Source organism: Sphingomonas trueperi, from assembly GCF_040545665.1.
Lineage (GTDB): Bacteria > Pseudomonadota > Alphaproteobacteria > Sphingomonadales > Sphingomonadaceae > Sphingomonas > Sphingomonas trueperi_B.
The window spans coordinates 317,473-336,767 of the sequence record NZ_JBEPMH010000001.1 but is presented as its reverse complement, the minus strand read 5'-3'; the positions used below and the strand labels follow the sequence as shown (position 1 = coordinate 336,767).

16 protein-coding genes, 1 tRNA gene and 1 pseudogene are annotated in these 19,295 nt (G+C 63.6%); 8 read left to right on the top strand and 10 right to left on the bottom strand.

From position 1 onward, the window contains the following. Positions 1-66 precede the first annotated feature (66 nt). Positions 67-142, top strand: a tRNA-Glu gene (locus tag ABIC65_RS01425). Positions 143-677: 535 nt separating this feature from the next. Here ABIC65_RS01425 and ABIC65_RS01420 read toward each other — a convergent pair. From ABIC65_RS01420 to ABIC65_RS01405, 4 genes are all read right to left on the bottom strand, one after another. Beyond that, positions 678-1,091: a cupin domain-containing protein gene (locus ABIC65_RS01420; RefSeq protein WP_354306421.1), complete on the bottom strand. Its 414-nt coding sequence runs from the start codon at positions 1,089-1,091 to the stop codon at positions 678-680. Between the two features lie 171 nt (positions 1,092-1,262). Then, a complete protein-coding gene (locus tag ABIC65_RS01415; RefSeq protein ID WP_354306420.1) occupies positions 1,263-1,739 on the bottom strand; it encodes a hypothetical protein in 477 nt (158 codons plus the stop codon). Positions 1,740-2,327: 588 nt separating this feature from the next. After that, entirely contained in the window at positions 2,328-3,557 is a 1,230-nt protein-coding gene (locus ABIC65_RS01410) for a Gfo/Idh/MocA family protein (protein WP_354306419.1), read from the bottom strand. A 334-nt stretch (positions 3,558-3,891) separates the two neighbouring features. Further along, the gene (locus tag ABIC65_RS01405; RefSeq protein WP_354306418.1) at positions 3,892-4,770 is read right to left on the bottom strand and encodes a LysR family transcriptional regulator; all 879 of its coding nucleotides are present in this window, start codon (positions 4,768-4,770) and stop codon (positions 3,892-3,894) included. Between the two features lie 153 nt (positions 4,771-4,923). On the opposite strand from ABIC65_RS01405, the gene ABIC65_RS01400 reads away from it, so the two are divergent. The 3 genes from ABIC65_RS01400 to ABIC65_RS01390 all read left to right on the top strand — a co-directional run bounded on the left by ABIC65_RS01400 (position 4,924) and on the right by ABIC65_RS01390 (position 7,554). Further along, positions 4,924-5,550, top strand: coding sequence for an FMN-dependent NADH-azoreductase (locus ABIC65_RS01400; RefSeq protein ID WP_354306417.1), 627 nt, complete (start codon positions 4,924-4,926; stop codon positions 5,548-5,550). A gap of 18 nt (positions 5,551-5,568) precedes the next feature. After that, positions 5,569-6,480 (top strand): pirin family protein, encoded by a 912-nt coding sequence (locus ABIC65_RS01395; protein WP_354306416.1) that lies wholly within the window; start codon positions 5,569-5,571, stop codon positions 6,478-6,480. Positions 6,481-6,579: 99 nt separating this feature from the next. Next, complete coding sequence (locus ABIC65_RS01390) at positions 6,580-7,554, top strand: quinone oxidoreductase family protein (protein WP_354306415.1); 975 nt, start codon at positions 6,580-6,582, stop codon at positions 7,552-7,554. Positions 7,555-7,596: 42 nt separating this feature from the next. Here the strand turns inward: ABIC65_RS01390 and ABIC65_RS01385 are convergent. Then, a pseudogene (locus tag ABIC65_RS01385) lies at positions 7,597-7,839 on the bottom strand (transposase); the annotation flags it as partial. Between ABIC65_RS01385 and ABIC65_RS22310 the strand changes: the two are divergent. Further along, complete coding sequence (locus ABIC65_RS22310; protein WP_436286718.1) at positions 7,818-7,982, top strand: hypothetical protein; 165 nt, start codon at positions 7,818-7,820, stop codon at positions 7,980-7,982. The pseudogene ABIC65_RS01385 and the gene ABIC65_RS22310 sit on opposite strands and share 22 nt — an antisense overlap. Before the next feature lie 105 nt (positions 7,983-8,087). Here the strand turns inward: ABIC65_RS22310 and ABIC65_RS01375 are convergent, their stop codons facing one another. Both ABIC65_RS01375 and ABIC65_RS01370 read right to left on the bottom strand, forming a co-directional pair. Continuing rightward, complete coding sequence (locus ABIC65_RS01375; protein WP_354306414.1) at positions 8,088-8,852, bottom strand: SDR family NAD(P)-dependent oxidoreductase; 765 nt, start codon at positions 8,850-8,852, stop codon at positions 8,088-8,090. A 367-nt stretch (positions 8,853-9,219) separates the two neighbouring features. Continuing rightward, positions 9,220-9,867 (bottom strand): TetR/AcrR family transcriptional regulator, encoded by a 648-nt coding sequence (locus tag ABIC65_RS01370; RefSeq protein WP_354306413.1) that lies wholly within the window; start codon positions 9,865-9,867, stop codon positions 9,220-9,222. 44 nt (positions 9,868-9,911) lie between these two features. On the opposite strand from ABIC65_RS01370, the gene ABIC65_RS01365 reads away from it, so the two are divergent. From ABIC65_RS01365 to ABIC65_RS01355, 3 genes are read left to right on the top strand one after another with little or no spacing between them, the layout of a single operon-like run. Beyond that, complete coding sequence (locus ABIC65_RS01365) at positions 9,912-10,601, top strand: DUF1349 domain-containing protein (RefSeq protein WP_354306412.1); 690 nt, start codon at positions 9,912-9,914, stop codon at positions 10,599-10,601. A gap of 4 nt (positions 10,602-10,605) precedes the next feature. Next, a complete protein-coding gene (locus ABIC65_RS01360) occupies positions 10,606-11,154 on the top strand; it encodes a sugar O-acetyltransferase (protein WP_354306411.1) in 549 nt (182 codons plus the stop codon). After that, the gene (locus ABIC65_RS01355; RefSeq protein ID WP_354306410.1) at positions 11,151-12,266 is read left to right on the top strand and encodes an acyltransferase family protein; all 1,116 of its coding nucleotides are present in this window, start codon (positions 11,151-11,153) and stop codon (positions 12,264-12,266) included. The genes ABIC65_RS01360 and ABIC65_RS01355 overlap by 4 nt, the downstream gene beginning before the upstream one ends. A 660-nt stretch (positions 12,267-12,926) precedes the next feature. On the opposite strand, the gene ABIC65_RS01350 is transcribed toward ABIC65_RS01355, so the two are convergent. The 3 genes from ABIC65_RS01350 to ABIC65_RS01340 form a co-directional block, all read right to left on the bottom strand. After that, entirely contained in the window at positions 12,927-15,278 is a 2,352-nt protein-coding gene (locus ABIC65_RS01350) for a TIM-barrel domain-containing protein (protein WP_436286688.1), read from the bottom strand. 151 nt (positions 15,279-15,429) lie between these two features. Then, the gene (locus tag ABIC65_RS01345) at positions 15,430-17,052 is read right to left on the bottom strand and encodes a DUF5597 domain-containing protein (RefSeq protein WP_354306408.1); all 1,623 of its coding nucleotides are present in this window, start codon (positions 17,050-17,052) and stop codon (positions 15,430-15,432) included. Further along, positions 17,049-19,244, bottom strand: a complete 2,196-nt coding sequence (locus tag ABIC65_RS01340) for a WD40/YVTN/BNR-like repeat-containing protein (RefSeq protein WP_354306407.1) — start codon at positions 19,242-19,244, stop codon at positions 17,049-17,051. Before ABIC65_RS01340 ends, ABIC65_RS01345 begins: the two co-directional genes overlap by 4 nt. Positions 19,245-19,295 lie beyond the last annotated feature (51 nt).

The following is a 19,295-nucleotide window of genomic DNA, read 5'->3' as shown; positions in this document are numbered from 1 at the left end:
AAAGTGTAAAAACATCGCTTGACGGCGCCGGCCCCGGAACGTAATTGGCCGCCTCCGCCAAGCAATGGCCCCTTCGTCTAGCGGTCTAGGACGTCGCCCTCTCACGGCGAAAACACGGGTTCGAGTCCCGTAGGGGTCACCAGCCTTTTCAAAGGCTTAGCTGCTGAATGGCTGCACGAACGTGCAATTTACTGCAAATTTACTGCAAAACCGTAGCTGGAAATCGGCGGACTTTCGGGGATTGTTCTAGCGTCCGTGGCGTTCACATCCGTAGCTGCTCAAACGCTGGCGAATGCCTGATACGCACCCAAAACTCAATCTTCCACCTTCCTTCGGCGCACTTACCGGCATCATCATTCGCCGCATCGTTCCCGGCAGCTGGCGACCAACTTGCGTCGTTCCCTGACCCGCGCCAGAGCGGCTGCTTCTGGCACAACCCGCGGTTCCGACTACGCGCAACCCGGCAGTTGCGCACACCAGCTTCTGCCATTTGCCGCACGCCGTGAATGCCCAAACGGCAGCCGTTCATTAGGCTGACACTTGACGTTGCCGCGATCGGAGCCGCCTTCTTGAAATCGGGCGCTGTATGACTCGGCGATCGACAGCAGGTTGCGGCTTGGTGCTCCGTCCGCTCCCACCGCCAACGTCGAGGAAGCGGACGTCGAACCGTGTTATCGTCAGCGCCGTTCAACCTCGGGCGCAGGCACCACAAGCGGCTTGCCCTTTTCCACGACGTAGGTTGCGAGTTCCGCGCCGTTGGTGGTGCCAGGGTTATGCGCCTTGTGCGCCACCCCTGCGGGGACAAAGAGAACCTCACCCGCCCTGAACGTGGCAGGGCTCTTGCCCTCAAGTTGGTATTCAAGAGCGCCTTCGATCACGTAGATGATCTCTTCACCAGGATGGCGATGCCAAGGCGCGGTGGCACCCGGCGCAATGTCGATGCGGGCCTGGACAGTTTCACGGTTCGCGATCGACAAATCGTGGCGTTGAAGATCGGTTCGTCTGACACCCAGCTGCCCCTGTATGGTTGCAGCGACAGTAGCTGATGCGATGAGCGCCGCTGCGAGCGCGGCTCCAGACTTAATGTACATGGTAGTTCCCTTTTTGTGATGGATTGTTCGTGGCACGGTGGCTTTGTGCCGCGAAGGTGGGTCGCGCGCGACGAATGACGGCGCTTCCTGCGGGCACTGAGACACGGGCCGGAACCGAGGTGATCTGGAAGGTCGGCTGTCGGGGTTGCCAGCACCTCGCCGCCAGCGACGTCACCGAACGCGTAACCCGATGAGACACAGCCATGTCGTCATGGCCGGTAAGACGAAGATGAACAGTTTGGTTTTAGCGCCAGGAAGCGCGGGACCGGCAACCGCATGCAGCGCCAGCAAGCCGCCCAGAACGACGCCGACGGCAAGCCGGAATGCCGGCATTTGCAGCGAAGTGCCGATGATCCAGATGGAAGCGGGAATATGAACGCCCATGCGAAGTGCCCAAACCTGGCGGTCTCCCATCTCATTGATGGACGCCACATCGATCAAAGCGTCGCAGAATATCCAGACGTATCCAGCAATTCGCACAAATTCTGGTGCTGGCAAGGCTTGCACAACCGGCGCAAGCGCGATGTGATAAACGAGTCCAAGACAATTGCCGAGCCAGAGATAACCCGATTTTTTTGCGGCAAACATCGCGATCCATCCTGCGCAGGACAAGAAAGCAAAGCCGGTATAAGTATCTTGTATATTCATCGAAAGAGCTCTCTCCACCGTGAAGTCCGACGGGAGGGAGAGGTGCTACATCAGCCGACCCAATTGGCCGACGGAGAGAGGACACAACTCCACCTTCCGTCGTGGTCCGCGGCCCGAGGGCTGGATTGAGGCATTCCGCAGTAGCGGAAGCTGACCGGGGCTCACCAAAATCCGGTCCACCATTTTCGACCTCGGCAAGCTGGCACGGACGGCGTCGATTCACAACCCGCGATTCGGCGCAGGCCGCTGTCGAACCACCGGGTTGTCGGCTGGGTCGACTTTCCCGTCGGATGAAGCTGGTGGAATGACAGCTACCGCAGGCCCAATTCCGATATCCCATCAACAGCAATCGGCCGAGACTCGGTCGTTAAGCGATGCTCGCTTAGGGGCGTTGGATGTCGGCTTGTGGAAGAATTTGCCATTCGACCGGCCGAGTTGGAACGGCAGGGCTATCGGTCCAGCCCAGGCAGCACCTTAACCAATTTCTGACTGCGTGAAGCGCTTGAACCCCGCGGATGTTTGATGCAGGTCGCACAGGGGCTGGCAGCGTGAACCTCACGCAGAGGCCAGGTTTCTACGATCCCGGCCTTACGGTCTGCGCACCATGCTTCCATCCGGTGCCAAATTCACGGTTTGCCCGGATCCAGCAGAAGCATAGATCGCTTCGATCAGTCGCAGGTCGCGCAAGCCCATTTCGCCCGGCGTCCTGACCGCGATATCGTCCCGAACGGCCTCCGCGAAATGATCGAGCTGGCGCGAGAACTGGACGTCGGGATCCCCCGGTGTCAGCTCTCGGCCGTCGCGACCTTCAATGCGCATCTTCTGCCCCGCATAGCTGGTCGCCGGGTCCATGATCAGTGCTCCGCCTGACCCGCGCACCTGCGCGAAGTTCGTGCCTGCAGAGTCATAGGATGTCGCTAGCTGCGCCACCGCACCGGACGGGAACGACAGCTGCGAGGAAACATGGGCGAAGATCTCCGTGAAGCGGGGGTCTCCGGTGGGTCGGAACGCGGTGGCGCTGATCCGCTCCGGCATTTCGCCGGTGAGATACAATGCGGCTTGAAGCCCGTAGATCCCATAGTCCTCGAGCGGACCGCCGCCTGCCAGCACGCGACTGGTTCGCCAGTTTTCGCCCGGACTCGTCGGCCCCATGCGGTATGATTGCTCGGTGCGTACCAGCCTTATAGTGCCGATCGCCTTCTGCCTCATCAGCCGCATGGCTTCGAGGTTGTACGGCTCGAAATGGGATCGGTAGGCGATCATCAGCTTGCGCTTGGCCTTGCGGCCGGCGGCGATCATCCGCTGGCAATCCGCACTCGAAAGAGCCATTGGCTTTTCGCACAATACGTGTTTACCGGCCGCAAAGCCGCGGATCGCCCACTCGGCATGCAGGCCCGTCGGCAGGACGATGTACACCGCGTCGATGCGCTTGTCGTAGGCGATCTTCTCGAATGCATCGTAGGCGTAGCGTGCGTCGGTTGGAATGCCATAGGCCTCGCCCACACGACGCAGCTTGTCAGGATTTCCCGATACGATCGCAGCGATATGTGCGCGCTCCGCTTGCGCGAACCGGGGCATCATCTGGTTGAGGGCATAACCGCCAAGGCCCACAATCGCGAAGCCGACGCTATCCGGGCGTATCTTCCGTTCGGCGGCGGAAGGAAGCCGCACGCCTTCCGGCATCGGCTGGCCCTTCAGACGCGCGCTGGCGCCCGCTTGCGCGCGCGCGCCCAGAGAGTCGGCGGCCCCGACTAGCGACGCGGCGGCCACGCTGCTGCCAGCCACGAATTCTCTTCGCGTAAACACACAATCGATCATTACCGATCTCCTGTTCGAGCACGAGTTTCTTAAGCGATTTCATGCGCTGTTCGATCCAACCCAGCAGCCCGGCTATTTGGAACGAACAGCGAGAAGAGAGGTCTACGCTAGCAGAGTGCCGGAGCTTGGCAGTTTCAACCGCGCCGGCCGTCCAATTCCGAAGACGCCAGCCAATATGAGATATGCCCACGCTATAATCGGGTCTTCTATCGGTCGAGAGATTTCGGTGAGACCGTGGTCTTTGGTAGTTTCGGCAGGGTGTCCGCAGGATAAGCCTTGGGGCGTGGCTGGAAGCATAACCGTACGCGACGTGCCTTCCACCACTTCGCAACCGTTACATCGCCGATCGTGCGGCAAAATGGCGTATGAGGAAATCCGTCAGCACTTCCAGCTTTCGTGGTGTGCGGCCGCCCGGTGCCCGCACGATCTGGAGAGGGGTCGGCGGAGGTTCGTTTGCGGGAAGCAGTCTGACTAGTTCGCCCCTGCCGATGGGATCATCCGCAAGGAAATCGGGAAGCATGGCAATGCCGACCCCGGCTAGCGCCGCAGACAACAGGGCCAGCCCGCTGTCTGCCTGAAATCTGCCCCGAGGGCGGAGGTTCCGGACCTTTCCCCGGACCGAAACGGGCCATGTGGTTGCCCCGAGCAGCAATGCATCGTGATGCTGCAAGTCATCGAGCGACAGGAGGGGGCCGTGCCGAGCCAGATAGTCCGGGCTGGCGACGATCCGGGCTTCGACCTGGCCAATGCGTCGGGCGACCAGGGTAGAACTCGGCATCACGCTGATGCGCACCGCCGCATCATACCCCTCCCCCACCAGATCGACGAGCGCGTCGCTGAACGACATTTGAAACCGGAGCTTGTGGTGCGCCCGTGCCATCTCGGCCATGATGGGCGCGAGGATCGGGCCGAACGAGAGCGGCGCGGCGATCCGCAGAAGGCCGCGAAGCTCGCCATCGGCGGACACCGCTTCCCGCGCCGCTTCAAGCTCGGCGATGACGCGCACAGAATGGTCGCGAAACGTCACACCGGCCTCTGTCAGCGTCGCGCCCCGCGTCGTCCGTCGCAACAACTGCGCCCCCAGCTCTTGCTCGAGGCGCGTAAGGCGTCGGCTCACCAAGGATTTCGAGATCCCGAGATGGCGCGCACCCGGTGTTATGCCGCCATAATCCGCTACGGCGACGAAGCTCCTCAATTCTTCGAAATCAAACATGCAAGATCACTCGGTGCAGGTTGCCGGATCAGGCCCCCCGTGATGCCTGCCTGTGCTCCAGCGTTGCCGATCGTGCAACACTGAAACCGGCATTCCCGGGCTAACCTGGCCGGGCCGAGCTCCTTACGTCTGGCGCGACACAGGAGGCTCTCAATGCGTGATATTCTCGTCATCAACACCAGCGTTTCAGGGGAGGACAGTGTTTCTCGCCTGCTTGTCGCCGATCTGCTCATCGCGCTGACGCGGCTGAACCCGGACATCCGCGTGACGGAACGCGACCTGGGCGCCGAGCCCATCCCACACCTTACCACAGATACTGTCGCAGGCGTCCGTGCAATGCCCGCCACGCATGCGGAACAGGAGAGCAGAAGGCTGTCGGATCGTTTGCTCGCCGAACTGCGCGCGGCCGATACCGTCCTTATCGGCGCGCCGATGTATAATTTCGGGCCGCCAACAGCCCTGTGTGCCTGGTTCGACCATGTGCTCCGGGCGGGCGAGACATTCTCCTATTCCGAAACGGGCCCGCAAGGCCTGCTGACAGGCCGGCGGGCGATCGTGATCGAGAGCCGGGGCGGCCTCTATTCGGAAGGCCCCGGCCAGGCTGTCGACTTCCAGGAGCCCTATCTCCGGCATCTGCTCGGCTTCATGGGCATCACCGACGTCACCTTCATCAGGGCCGAGAAGATCGGCTTCGGGCCTGGGGCCCGCGATGAAGCCATCGCAGACGCGCGCGAACAGATCGCGCGGACCGTCGAGCGACTGCACGGGCCCGTGTACTGACTCCGCAGGAGAAAACGGATGATCCCGAACACCGCAACGGCGCCTGGCAGCACGCAACGTCAAATCCTCCGCAAATCCCGGGCACCAGCGCCAGTCCCCGGCTTCGCGGGGCCAGGGCACACCGTCGTCGAGATCGTAACGTCACAGCGGCCGGAGGAGACGGACCCGTTCGTGTTGCTGATGGACGACCGGCTCGATTTCAAGCCGGGGCAGCCGGTTGGGGACGAGCATCCGCATGGCGGCTTGGAGACAGTGACGCTCGTGCTGGAAGGTTCACTCGAGGACCCAGCCGAGGGTTCGCTGGAAGAAGGTGATCTCGCGTGGATGACGGCCGGCAAAGGTGTCATCCACAATGAAAATGTTCGCGCGACCGGGCGCGCCCGCATTCTGCAGCTCTGGATCGCCTTGCCGCGGGCGCTGCGTCAGATCGAGCCAGCTGTCGAGCTTGTGCCGCGCCGGTCGTTGCCGATCGCTTGCGAAGCGGGTGCCGAAGTTCGTCTTTACAGCGGGCGATCGGCCGGCCTGACGTCCCCGACCCGAAACCGCGTCCCAACCACCATTGCCGACACTCACTTGCAACCCGGCGCGCAATTCGGACAGACGCTGCCGGGTGGCTATCGGGGCCTGCTCTACGTAATTTCGGGCGCACTCAGCGCCGGCGGCATGCCGTTGGAGGCGGGAGAGATCGGCTGGATCGACAGCACCGATGCAAACGAGACCGAACTTACGCTGAAAGCCGGCGATCAAGCTGCCCGCGTCATGCTCTATGCCGGTCAGCCGCTGCGGGAGCCCATCGTACAACGCGGCCCGTTCGTGGCGGGATCGGCGGATGAGATCGCCGCATTCTATCGCGCGTATCGCATGGGTCTCTTCAAGCGGATGAGCGAGGTCGTGCCTGCACAAGGCGCCGCCCCCGCCTCCGCTGCCTGACCCTGGGCACGAGCCGCAAGCCGGGGAGGGTCCGCATGGGACATGTCGGAGTCCGCACTTTTGAGCTTGATCCGAGCGATCGTTCAAGGAGTTATCGTAATGAAAGCAATCGTCGCGAACCGCCCCGGTGGCGTCGAAGTGATGGAGATGATCGACCTGCCCGAGCCGGTGGCAGGACCCGGTCAGGTTCTGATTGAGGTAGCGGCGGCTGGCGTCAATTTCATGGACATCGGCGTTCGCCGGGGAACCCTCGGACGCAATACTGAATATCCGCAGATATTCGGTGTGGAAGGCGCTGGCCGCGTTGCGCAGATCGGCCCCGGCGTGGAAGATTTCGTACCCGGTCAACGCGTCGCCTGGACGTACGCACCCGGTAGTTATGCCGAGCGCGTTGCCATCGCGGCGGATGCGCTTGTGGCAGTGCCTGAACAGGTCACCGATCACCAAGCTGCGGCGCTGATGATGCAGGGGCTGACGGCCAGCCACTTTGCCACCGACTTCTATCCTGCCCAGCCGGGCGAGATCGCGTTGGTTCACGCCGCGGCCGGCGGCGTTGGCCAATTGCTTACCCAGATCATCAAGCTGCGTGGTGGCAAGGTGATCGGACGTGTCTCAAGCGCGGCCAAGGCCGATGCCGCGCGTTTGGCCGGCGCCGACCACGTCATCGTCGATGCCGGAAGCAACTTCGCCGACGAAGCCATCCGCCTTTCGGGCGGTGAGGGCGTTCATGTCGTTTTCGACGGCTCGGGTCCGACGACCTTTGCGGGCTCGGTTGCGGCGCTCCGCCGCTCGGGGACCTTTTGTTGGTATGGGCCGGTGCTGGGCGGTGCCGAGCCAATCGATCTGATGAGTCTACCGAAGAGCATCAAGATCGGCTTCGCGGCGTTCTTCGACCATATCCATACGCCGGCATTATTGCGGAGCCACGCTGCACAATTGTTCGATTGGCTGAAGAATGGGGACATCAAGGTCGATATCGGCGGCTGCTATCCTATGGCGGATGCCGCGGCTGCACATGCGGCCATGGAGAACCGCTCGACGACCGGGAAGTTGCTTCTTGTTCCGGGATTGTGAATCCCCGATCTGGCAGAAACGGACGTTTAAAGCGGTCTCCACTCATTCCGGTTCATAGCCGCACGAGCTGAAGTAGTTGGCGCATTCGGCGGGCTGGAAGATGTCGACGAGCTTGCCGATCAAACCCTACAGCCCGCTGACGGTTCGTTCGCCTTGCGCAGCATGGCCTTGAGGCGGGGGAAGGCCCTTTCAATGGGATTGCCGTCAGGGCTGTAGGGCGGGAGGAAGTGCAGGGTTGCTTCGGCCGCTTCGATCTTGCCTCAATGCCGGTCGCCGCCGCGTCGCTTGGCCACGGCACGGCCATGTTCCAACGCAAGACGACGCCAGCGGATCGCACTCGACACGCCGACACCAAAGCGCGCCGCCGCGGCATGGCAACTCAGGCCGCCGTCAATCGCGGCCACAACCCTGTCCCGAAGATCCGGTGAACGCGTGCGTGCCATCCATGCCGGCCCCTGCCATCAGCAGGAAGCGTGAATCACATCGCGCCGAAGATTGGAATCCCCGACGAGCCAGTTCGTGGGAAAGCCGCTCTAGCCGAGGCCAGAACCACTGAGCCAGCCACCATCGACGATCACCGTCTCGCCCGTGACATAAGCCGCTGCCGGCGAAGAAAGGAACAAGGCCGGTCCGACAAGATCGTCCACTTCGCCCCAACGCCCAACAGCAGTACGCCGGATCACGCGCTCCGAAGTTACTGGATCGCTCCATACGGGGGCGGACATGTCGGTCTTGTGAAATCCCGGAACGATCGCATTGACTCGGACGCCTTCACGCCCAAAACGGTGCGCCAATGTGTGCGTCAAGCCCTTTAGCGCTGACTTACTCGCGGTATATGCCAGCATGACCGGACCGCCGGTAAAACATGCCATCGACACGATATTGAGGATCGATCCACCCGACTGTCTAAGCAGCGGATGTCCTGCGATGGCCAAGCGAAGCGCGCCATGGAGGTTTACGTCTACCACGTCGAGATAGGCGGATTCATCGAATGGAGCATCGACTGAGAGAATGCCTGCTGCGTTTATGAGGACGTCGAGGCGTTCGAGTTTTGATACCTGTTCAGCGATCGCCACCCCGTCGCGCACGTCGAGGCGGATAAACTCAATCCCTTGATTGGTACGATCCTCGCGGTTGGCCTTTAGCTTCACTTCCGATGTGCCGGTCGCCACGACGTGCCCGCCAAGCGCCGCGAACCCACGCGCAAGCGCAAGCCCTATTCCGCTCGAACCGCCCGACACAAGGATCGTCTTGCCTACAAACAAATCAGTGCAAAAACTGTCGATAATTGGCTTCACGTTTATTTATCCTCGATTCTGCACCAAATAACCGGATAGTGACAAATGTTGGGAAGGGTTGTTCGGCTGTCATCGCTGGCCCATTTCGGCGCCGCATAGGATCTCTGCTAAGTTACTTACTCGACGCAGGAAGCTCCACTGCAGTTACAACGCGCTATCGATCCCGCATATTACGCACCGATGTCGTTTTTGCTGGGTTCCGTTACACTCGTAGAGTTTGCCGGCCGTGGAGGCATGCAGCTATTCGACGTGTGGTGCCTCATCTTTGCAGCACTATGATTAGACGAGAACGTCCCGGCCGTCTCAGTAACGGTTATTCGTCAGGAGGCTCAGCGCGGCACCTGTCGACCAGCTTCCGCCGTTCGCATCAGCCGTCGTGAACGTCCGCTTCTGACAGAAGCTGCCGATTGGTCACACGAGCCACGAGGTCGCTTATCGCGGCGCGATCGAGCGGACGGAGATCGATCGAGTTGTGGATGCCGATTCCTTCAACGAAGGCGTCAAGGCCGCGCGCAGTCAATGGATCGAAGAACCGCTCCAGAGCAGCGCGGCTGTTGTTCATCCAGCGCCGCATGATTGCTGCCACCGGGGGATGGCGCGCTGCAAAGGCATAGAGTTCGTAGCTGAGTAGCAGCGTTCGCGGTTCCGCCCAGACCGACCCGCTGATGATGTCGATGACCGCCTCGCGCGCGCTGTCGCGGTCGGTCGCCGCCGCCAGCTTGGCACGGAAGGCGTCCGAGGCTTCTTCCGCCAATTGCACGAACGCCTCGGTGAGTAACGCCTCGAGCGTCTCGAAATAATAGGTGACCGATCCCAGCGGCACGCCCGCTGCCGCGGCAATGCGGCGATGTGTGGTGTTCGAGACGCCGCGATCGGCGATCACGTCGAGCGCGGCCGCGACGATGCGCTGCCGCCTTTCAGGATCGTTTCGCCTCGCTGCTCCCTCGGCCATACCAACGTTCCCCAAACGCCATTGCATTCGATATGTACAAATGTACACATGCTGCCGATACACGGCAGGAGGGTTCCTGCCGCAAACATGTTGCGAGGGGAAGGACGATGCAGAAACCACAGCTGTCGCGCCGGACGATCCTGGGTAGCGCGGTCGCGCTGAGTGTGCCGGGTGTCGCGGGCGCGGCCCTAACTCCCGCTGCCGACGAAGCCGTGTTGGGACGGAAGGACGGCCGCTGGCTCAACGCACCGAAGCGGTGGCACGCGGACGCCGGCGAGGACCTGACGCTGGTGACCGATCGCGGCACCGATTTCTGGCGAGAGACGCATTACGGCTTCACCCGTGACAGCGGGCACTTCCTCGGCTTCCCGACCGGCGACGCATTCACCGCGCAACTGCGCATCCGCGGCCGCTACGAGAAGCTGTACGACCAGGCGGGCATCATGGTGCGTGTCGATGAGCGCCGCTGGGTGAAGGCAGGGATCGAGCTCTCCGACGGCCGCGCCATGCTGAGTAGCGTGCTGACCGACGGCCGATCGGACTGGTCCACCGGTCCTTATGCCGGCAACGCTGCCGATTTCTGGATGCGCGCGACAGTCGACAAGGGCGTGCTGCGCCTGCAGGTCTCGGCAGATGGCAAGACCTGGCCGCTGGTGAGGCTGGCGTCGTTCCCGGTGGCATCGTCGTATCAGGTCGGCCCAATGGCGTGTACGCCGGAGCGCGAGGGGCTGGAGGTGCGCTTCTCCGATTTCCGCATCACCGCGCCGCTCGGCAAAGACCTGCACGACCTGAGCTGAGCCCATGAACCAGAAGCAGCGCATGCTGGCCGGCGAACTCTACACTGCCGACGATCCCGAGATCGCCGCCGACGCCACCCGCGCGGCGGCCTGGCTGGTGCGATACAATGCGTCGCTCGCCGACGACTCGGCCGATCGGCATGCGCTGCTGGTGGAGGGGCTGGGGCAAGTCGGGGAAGGAACGGTCGTCCGTCCGCCCTTCCACTGCGATTACGGCACCAACATCCATCTGGCCCCACGCGTTTTTCTCAATTTCGGCTGTGTGATCCTGGACGTGGTGCGCGTCGAGATCGGCGCGGGCACGCAGATCGGGCCGGGGGTGCAGATACTCACCCCCGATCACCCGCGCGATCCGGAGTTGCGGGCGCAGGGGCTGGAATTCGGACGGCCGATCCGCATCGGCGCCAATGTCTGGATTGGCGGCGGCGCGCTGATCCTGCCGGGGGTGACGATCGGCGACGACGCGATCATCGGCGCCGGCAGCGTGGTGACGCGCAACGTAGCAGCCGGTGCCACGGTAGCAGGCAACCCCGCGCGGCCGATCGCGCGATGACGAAGCCGGCACGGGATACGACGACGGACGGCAAGATGCACTTCGAAGTGCTAGACGGGCTGCGGGGCACCGCGGCGCTGCTGGTGGTGGCATTCCACATCCAGGGCATTACCGTGCTGTTCGAGGCCAACCGGTTGCTGCTCCCGCACGCCTATCTGGCGGTAGACTTCTTTTTCGCTTTGTCCGGTTTCGTCGTTGGCTACGCCTATGACGATCGCTGGGGGCGGATGACGGTGCGGGAGTTTCTTGCCCGCCGGCTTGTGCGATTGCACCCGCTGGTGGTGCTGGGAGCATTGCTGGGGCTGGTGAGCTACTGCGTGGACCCCTTTGCCGGGGATCGGCAGCATGCCCCCTGGCCGCTCGTTGCTCTGGCGTTCGGCGCGGCACTACTGGCGCTGCCCTCGGCGCCGCTGCCCAATCGGCTGGGCGACAGTCATCCTATCAATGCACCGGCGTGGACGCTGCTCCAGGAATATATCGCCAACCTCACCTATGCGCTCGTGCTGCGCCGGCTCGGCGTGCGACCGCTGTTTGCGCTCACGATTATGGCGGCTATCGCCTCGGCTGCGATGGCGCTGACGCTCGGCTCCTACGACACCGGATGGGCGCTCTACAATTTCTGGGGCGGGCTGGTGCGGCTGGCCTATCCCTTCCTTGCCGGTCTGTTGCTGTTCCGAGTTCGTGATCGGCTGCCGCGGATACGGCTGGGCTTCCTGCCGCTCAGCCTGCTGCTGCTGCTGGTGTTCGGCGCGCCGGTGCTGCCCCAGTTCTGGGGCGTGAAGCTGAATGGGCTTTACCAGGCTGCCTGCGTGCTGCTGCTGTTCCCCGCAATCCTAGTTGCAGGTCGGCATTCGTCGGGCAGTCCGCTGACCTTGCGGCTGTGCAAGGCTGCGGGGCGGATTTCCTACCCGCTCTACATCACCCATTATCCGTTCGTGTACGTTTACATGAACTGGGTGGCGACGGCGCCAGCATCCTCAGGAATAACCGCCGCTGTCGCGATCCTGCTGTATCTGCTCACGCTCCTGGTCGCCATCGCTGCCCTGCAGCTATGGGACAGGCCCATTCGGCAGAGACTGCAAGCCGTGCTCCATCGAAGTTGGTCAAGATAACTGCCCTTCCGATCGCCGCCATCCTCGGCGATTCTGCCACTCCCGAGAGGGAGAGCGCCTTCGATCTTCGCTCCGTCTCCGAGAGCATAGGCTCGAAACTCAATTGATTGGCGGGCAACACTAATGCGGCTGCCCAAAGGCGGTCGAGCCCTGCGAGAAAGCCTCGCATGTTGCCCAGCCTCACGATTGCCAGAGCGTGATCAGCTATGTCCGGCCAATGCTTGCTGATGCGTGCTCAAAGCCATCTGAGCAATAAGGATGCGTGGCTGCATCCGACCAGGTTCAGTCGTTCGCCGACTCCGCTCCGAAAGGCAGCTTCTCCCAAAAGCCGACGGCCAGCACTTCCTCGCTCGATCATCGGAGTGCCCCAGATATGAGCGGTAACCTGCCACGCGGCCTTTGGGTACGAACGCGAAAGCGGACATAAGCTCGGCCACCGGTCGCGCTATCAGGTATCGTGGATCTGCCTTACTTGGAGCGACTATCAGCGCCGAAGTGCCGAGCTCCTCAATCCTGCCTCTTTGACCGATCTTGGGCAGAATGCGACGTTCGTCAGATGCGCGTCCGAGACCAGCTTCTCTCAAAAGCCGACGGCCAGCACTTCCTAACCGTTATCGGAGTGCCTCCGATTGGGCGGTCAGCTGCTCATTCACCCAGCCCCTAGAGCTTGTCCGGCTCCACGACACGCGCCAGTTTCACTGCGTCCTGGCCAGAGGGTAGTCGCCCCGATGCGGTCAGCCGTTTCGCCGCATCGTCCCAGCGCAGCGTCGCCGCATTGCCGCCGCCATTGCGATAGCTGTTGGTGACGCCGTCATCGTCATACAGCGTGAAGCTGGCGTCGCGGCCCGGATATATGCGGATGCTGTCGAGCGCCTGCTTCGTTGCGGTACTCGGTACTTGCACACCCATCGGCACGATCGAGCCTGCACGAACGAACAGCGGGATCTTGTCGATCGGCGCGGCGACCTTCACCGTCTGCCCACCCGTGTAGCGGTGGTTGGTCCAATAATCATACCAGTCCGCGCCCGCGGGCAGATACACTTCGCGGCTGGTCACGCCCTGGGTGGTGACGGGCGCGACAAGGAAGGCTGGGCCGAACATATATTCGTCGCCGATCGTCGACACCGCCGGATCGTTCGGGAAGTCCATGAAGAGCGCGCGCATGAACGGCGCACCGGTCTTGTAGGTCTGGTACCCCAGTGAATAGAGATAGGGCACCATCGCGTAGCGCAGCCGCAGGAAGTTCGCGAGCACCGGCTCGGCGGCCGTACCATAGTCCCAAAGGGCGGTGTCGGGGCGCTGGCCGTGGATTCGAAGCGTCGGGGTGAAGCTGTTATAGGCAAACCAGCGCGTGAACAGTTCCGGATAATCGGCATAGCTTGGCGGCATCGCCGTCGCGCCTGCCGGATCGAGCAGCGGCGGCCGCTCGGCCTTGGGGCCGGACGGATACTGCCAGCCACCGGTGTCGCTGCTCCAGTAAGCAAGGCCGGTCGCGGTGAAGCCGAGGCCTGCGGGCACCTGGCGGCGGAGCGCTTCCCAGGTCGATTGCACGTCGGACGACCAGAACAGCGCACCGTTGCGCTGCGTGCCCAGATAGGCGGCGCGCGCCAGGATCAGGTTGCGCAGGTTGGGCCGATCGCGCGCCGATCCTTCCGCCACGCCGTTGGTGTGTACCAGCGGGAACAGGTTGTGATAGCGGTCACCCGAACCAATCGAATAGAAATGGCCGTCCGGCACCAGATCGGGTTCGGTTTCGTCGAGCCAGAACCAGTCAAACCCTTGCGACGCGATATTGTCGCGGATCTTGCCCCAGAACCAGGCGCGCGCCTCCGGGTTGGTCGAATCTAGCAGCGCGCCAGCACGGTCGGCGCGGACGGGAAGGCCGTCGGTCACGCTGCCGTCCTTGTCGTGCAGCAGCCAGCCCTTCGCCGAGAGGAAGTCGTAATAGCGCGACTCCCGCTCGAAGCGCGGCCACACGCTGATGATGGAGCGCATGCCCATGGTGCGCAGCGCGTCGTTCATGGCCTTGGGATCGGGGAAGAAGGTGCGATCGATGTCGAGCTGCCCCATCCGCGTCCAGTAGAACCAGTCGAGCACCATCACATCCAGCGGCAGATTGCGCTTGCGATATCCGTCCGCGATGCCGAGCAGCTCGGCCTGGCTTTCGTAGCGGGCCTTGGACTGGATCAGTCCGAACGCCGCCTTGGGCGGGAGGGGCGTGGCACCGGTCAGCTTGGCATATCCCGCATAGAGCTGGTCGGTGGTGTCGCCGGTGATGATGAAGAACGATACCCGCTCGCCCACGCTGGACTGCCAGTGCGTGCTGTTGTTGAGGCCCGGCGACACGGTCGTGGCGGAGGGATTGTCCCACACGATGCCATAGCCCTTGTTCGTCACCATGAAGGGCACGCACACACTTTCGCCCGCGGGCGCGTCATAATTGTGTCGGCAGTCGATGGTGCGGCCCTTGAGGTCGAGCACGCCCTCCTGGTTCTGGCCCAGCCCATAATAATGCTCGTTCGGCTGCACGGCGAAGCTCGCGCCGACGCGGAAAGTCCGTTCGCCGTTGACCTGCACCGGCGCCATTTCCCACCCGGTCATCTCGGTAATGACGCGGCCGTCGCGCCCGCGCACGGTGAGGCCGACATGCGGCAGCGACGGCGCGAAATAGCGCTGCATCTGCGTCGGGGCATTTGGCCATGGTTCGGCATTGACCGTGAGCGAGACTAGGGAGGACGTGAAGATATCCCCGGCGGCGCTGACAACGTGGCTCCAGCCGGTCAGATCGGGCTTTGCGTTTGGACCCTCACCCGGTGGGGCATCGGCGAGGGCCGGATCCATTGCAATGGTCACCCGAACGATATTGGGCGCATAAGGCTCGATCGACACGCGCGCTCCGTGGCGGTCTAGCGAGGCCAGCGGTGCTGCGAGCGCTGGCGCGGCGACAAGCGCGAACAGCGAGGCTCCGGCAGCAAAGGCGGCGCGGATCGTCCCGCGGGTTTGCAGCATCATCGTCATTTTCTCACCCCAACTCAGTCTAATCAAGTACCAGTGATGTCGCCCAGCCACGCAAGGCAGTCCAACTGCATGGCGAGCCCGGATGGCAGCTCGTACGCGTCTTTCGCGGACATCGGATGGCGCGCAGCTACTCCGCGGCCTCCTTTCAGCGATAGCGGCCCATCGTAATCTTGAGGATCTGCGGGCGATCGATCAGGTTGAGTCCGTAATCCGTCTGGTCACCGTTCCACACGCGCGTCGTGCTCCATTTGCCGTTGACGAAACTGCCTTCCTCGGCGCGGAGCAGAATCCCATTCGGCGGGCTGCCCTCCGGCGGCGCGAAGGTAAGGCGGACATGGTCGCCCACCACGAGGAACTCGTTGTCCGAAAGCTGCGCGACCGCAGCGCCGCCAACCTTCTCCGCGCCCCAAGGCGCTGGATCGGACTTGAGGAAGGTCCATTCCTTCATGCCGAACTGCCATTCGCCCCAGCTGGCGGTGATCTGCCAGCCGCCCAGCGTGGTGCTGCGCGGCTTGTTGTCGTCCGGCTTGGCGACGCCCCAGGTCGGGCGGGTATAGGCGATGCGCGCCCAGTCGCGCGCGATGCCGCTCAGCGCGCGGTAGGGCAGCGCAAAAGCGTCCAGCGTCGCGGGATCGAGATCGCGGGCGCCCAGCGGGAAGTTGAAATAGCCGGTGCCGTCCATCCCGAACGGCGCGAAGCCGATCGCGCCGCGGCCCAGCGCTTCATAGAAGAAGCGGGCGAAATCGCGCGCATTGCCAATCTCCGGCACCATCAACGCATTGTCGGGCCGGGCGTATTTCTGCAGATAGAGGGAGACGTTCTCGCTGCTGCGGTCATACAGGTCGGGCGCCGCGAAATCGAGCGTGGGCGCCGCCGCCTTCCAAATGTCGAGCACGTCCTGCTGCGGGCCGCCGCTTGCCACCCCGTTAGGATCGGGGACATTGGAGGCACCGGCAAGGGCTGCGTTGACGTACATCGGCAACGGCTTCACCGCCTTGCCCGCCGCGGCGATCGCGTCGACGTAGCGGGCCACATACCAGCTGTTGAACGCGCGATCTGCCTGTGCGCCGAACGCCTGCGCCCAGGTGCCGTGCTTGCCGGTCTTTTTCGCGAGTTCGACTGGAATGGCCTGCGCGAACAATCGGTTGCCTTCGGCCGAATAGTCGCGCGGGTTGCGGTAGCTGCCCGTTTCGTTTTCGGGCTGGACCAAGATCACCGTGTTTTGCGGATCATGGTCGCGCAGATATTCCATCACCTTCACAAAGGCGCGCATATCCGCCTTCAGTGTCTCGACGCCATGCGCGCTTAGCACGCCGTGATCCTTGCCGTCGCGCGTCTTCATTCGCGGAAAGCGCTTCGAATCCAGCTTCACCCAGTCGGGCGTGTAGCTGTAGCTCGTGTTCTTCCAGGTGCCGAACCACAGCAGCACCACCCGCTTGTCGTGCGCCCTGGCCTGATCAAGCAGCGTCTGGAGGAAGCTCAGGTCGAACTGGCCCTCGCGCGGCTCGACCTGCTGCCAGGCGATCGGCACTTCCACCGTGTTGGCGTGGATACGATCGAGCACCGGCCAGGCCGTGGCGAGCGGCTCGGCATAATTGCTCGAATTGTTGACCTGTGCGCCCAGCATCAGGAACGGCGCGCCGTCAACGATCAACGCATGGCGGCCAGTCTTGCTCTCGACATGCGGCACCGGCGTCGCCGTCTGCGCAGGCGCGGTGTTTGGGAGCAGCGCCGCGACCGCGACGCCTCCTAGCCAAAGCAGTTTCATTTCCCCTCCCCTGCCGGATCACCGTAGAACAACCCGCGCCCGTCGGTGCCGAGATATACTCGCCCGACGACGCGCGGGTCGCCCGAAATCACGCGGAAACGCAGGCCCCATTGGTGGCCTTCATCGTTGATCCGCTGCCAATGTTTCCCCAGATCGTCCGAGCGCCAGACGGCGCGCAAACCCGCGAGCGTACCCACGGCGTAGAGGTCGGGTGTCTGCCCCCGCCCCTTGCCCAGCCCGAACAGCTCCACCTGCAGCGCACCGCTCACTGGCTGGAACGATGCGCCGCCGTCGGTGCTGCGCCACAGCTGCCCGCCCAGCTTCAACCACAGCTCGCCCGCCGCGAAAGGCGAGGCGATCAAGGTCGATTGCTGCTCGCGGTTGCGGATGCGCGCCGCCGAAAGATCCCCGGGCAGCCCCCGGCCCGCGAGCGGGGCGAAATGCGCCCCACCGTCGCGCGAGCCCAGCACACGGGTATCGTCCACCGCGTAGAAGCGGGCGGGATCGACCTTGTCCGCCGTCGCGCGGGTGCTGCCCGGCAGCCCGTCCACGCGCAGCCAGGTCTTGCCGCCGTCACGGGAACGCAGCGGCTCGGGGGTTGCCACGAGCATCGTGGCCCCATCTGCGGAGACGCTCATCGCCGCCTCGCCGTTAAGGTCGGCACGTACGGGCGGATGGCCCATCGCCGGCAGCTTCACTGGCACCCAGCTGCGCCCGCCATCCTCGGACCTTCCGAGCGACGCCTCGCGCGGGCGATTGGCGTAGAGGCTGCCGCTACGCACGATCACGCTCGGCTTGCGCCCCGCATAATCGAGCGTGTTGGTGTTCGAAAGATACGGGTTGGTGAAGCTTGGCTGGGGCGAGACGCCGAAATCGTCGTGCACGAAGCCCGCCAGATCGCCGAAGCCGGAAACGAGATGCGCGCCGCTAGTCGGGGAGATCAGCGTGATGATCGCGGTCTGCTCGATGCCGCGCACCCAGGGCGCCCAGTCCACCAGCGCCTGCCCCGCCGTGCCGGTCGCATAGACCGTTGCCCCGGTCGTGTAGGCAATGTGCCCCGCCTCAAACGGATCGATCGCAAGGCCGGTAATCCAGTGCCCGAAATCCGCTCCCTTGCCCTCGTGCAGCAGGAAGGGCGTGGCGGTGATGTCGCGCCGGCTGCGCGGGCCGAGATCGTCCCAATGTTCCCCGCCGTCCCGCGACAACCACAGCGTGTCGCCGAGCTTGTAGCGATCCAGCGTACTGATTGCGACGGTGCCCGGCGCCGAGGCGGCGACCGCCACCCCCAGAATGCCGCCCTCGCGGTGATCTGGCGGCGTGATATCCTGGCCTTTGCCATCGGGCGTGAAGCGCCACACCGCACCGTCCAGCGCGTCGCTCTGGCCGATGCCGGTAGCATAGCCGACATACAGCGTGCCGTCCGCTGCGATTGCCGCTTTGACCGCCAGCATATCCGCACCCGGGCCGGCAACCGGCAGCCAGCTCGCACCACCATCCTCGGAACGATAGAGATGCACGGCACCCGGATCGGCGATACCCGCCCAGATCCGCCGCGAGCCGGCGCCGGCGGCGCCGCTGCTCGAATCGAACAGCACGAACGCAACGCCGCCATGGGTCTGGCGCGGCGCGGGCTTGCCCAGTCCGGCCCTCGGGAACGCGATGAGCTTCGTCCAACGCGCACCGGCATCGTCGCTGCGCCAAAGGCCGTCATGGCGCGAACCGAAGAACAGCGTGGCCGTGCGGTTGGGATCCACCGCCAGCCGCTCGCCGAGGCCCCGCCCGGCCTCGTTGCCGCCCATCGAGAATGGCACGGGCGTTATCGACCACGTTGCGCCACGATCCGCCGATCGCAGGATTGCGGCGGGGGTGTTCGCTGCCATGCCTGCGGCCATATATACCCCCGCCGGATTGTGCGGATCAGGGGCGATGCTCTCGACGCCCATATAGCTTGAGACAACGTTGCCATCCTGCAGCGGCATCCAACGCGACGCGGCTGCATCCCAGCGGTATGCGCCCCCCATGTCGGTACGCAAATAGGCGAGGCCGCGCTCGGCCGGGCTGAACACGATTCCTGGTGCATAGCCGCCGCTACCGACGGTCACGTTGGTCCAGCCATAAGGCATCTGCGGCTGCGCCACCGCAGGCAGTGGGGCCGCCAGAACGGCGAGCGCTGCGAACATGCCGAACGACATGGAATGCCCCATTCCTCTCCCCTCCCGCAGCGAACCAACAGACTGTTTTCA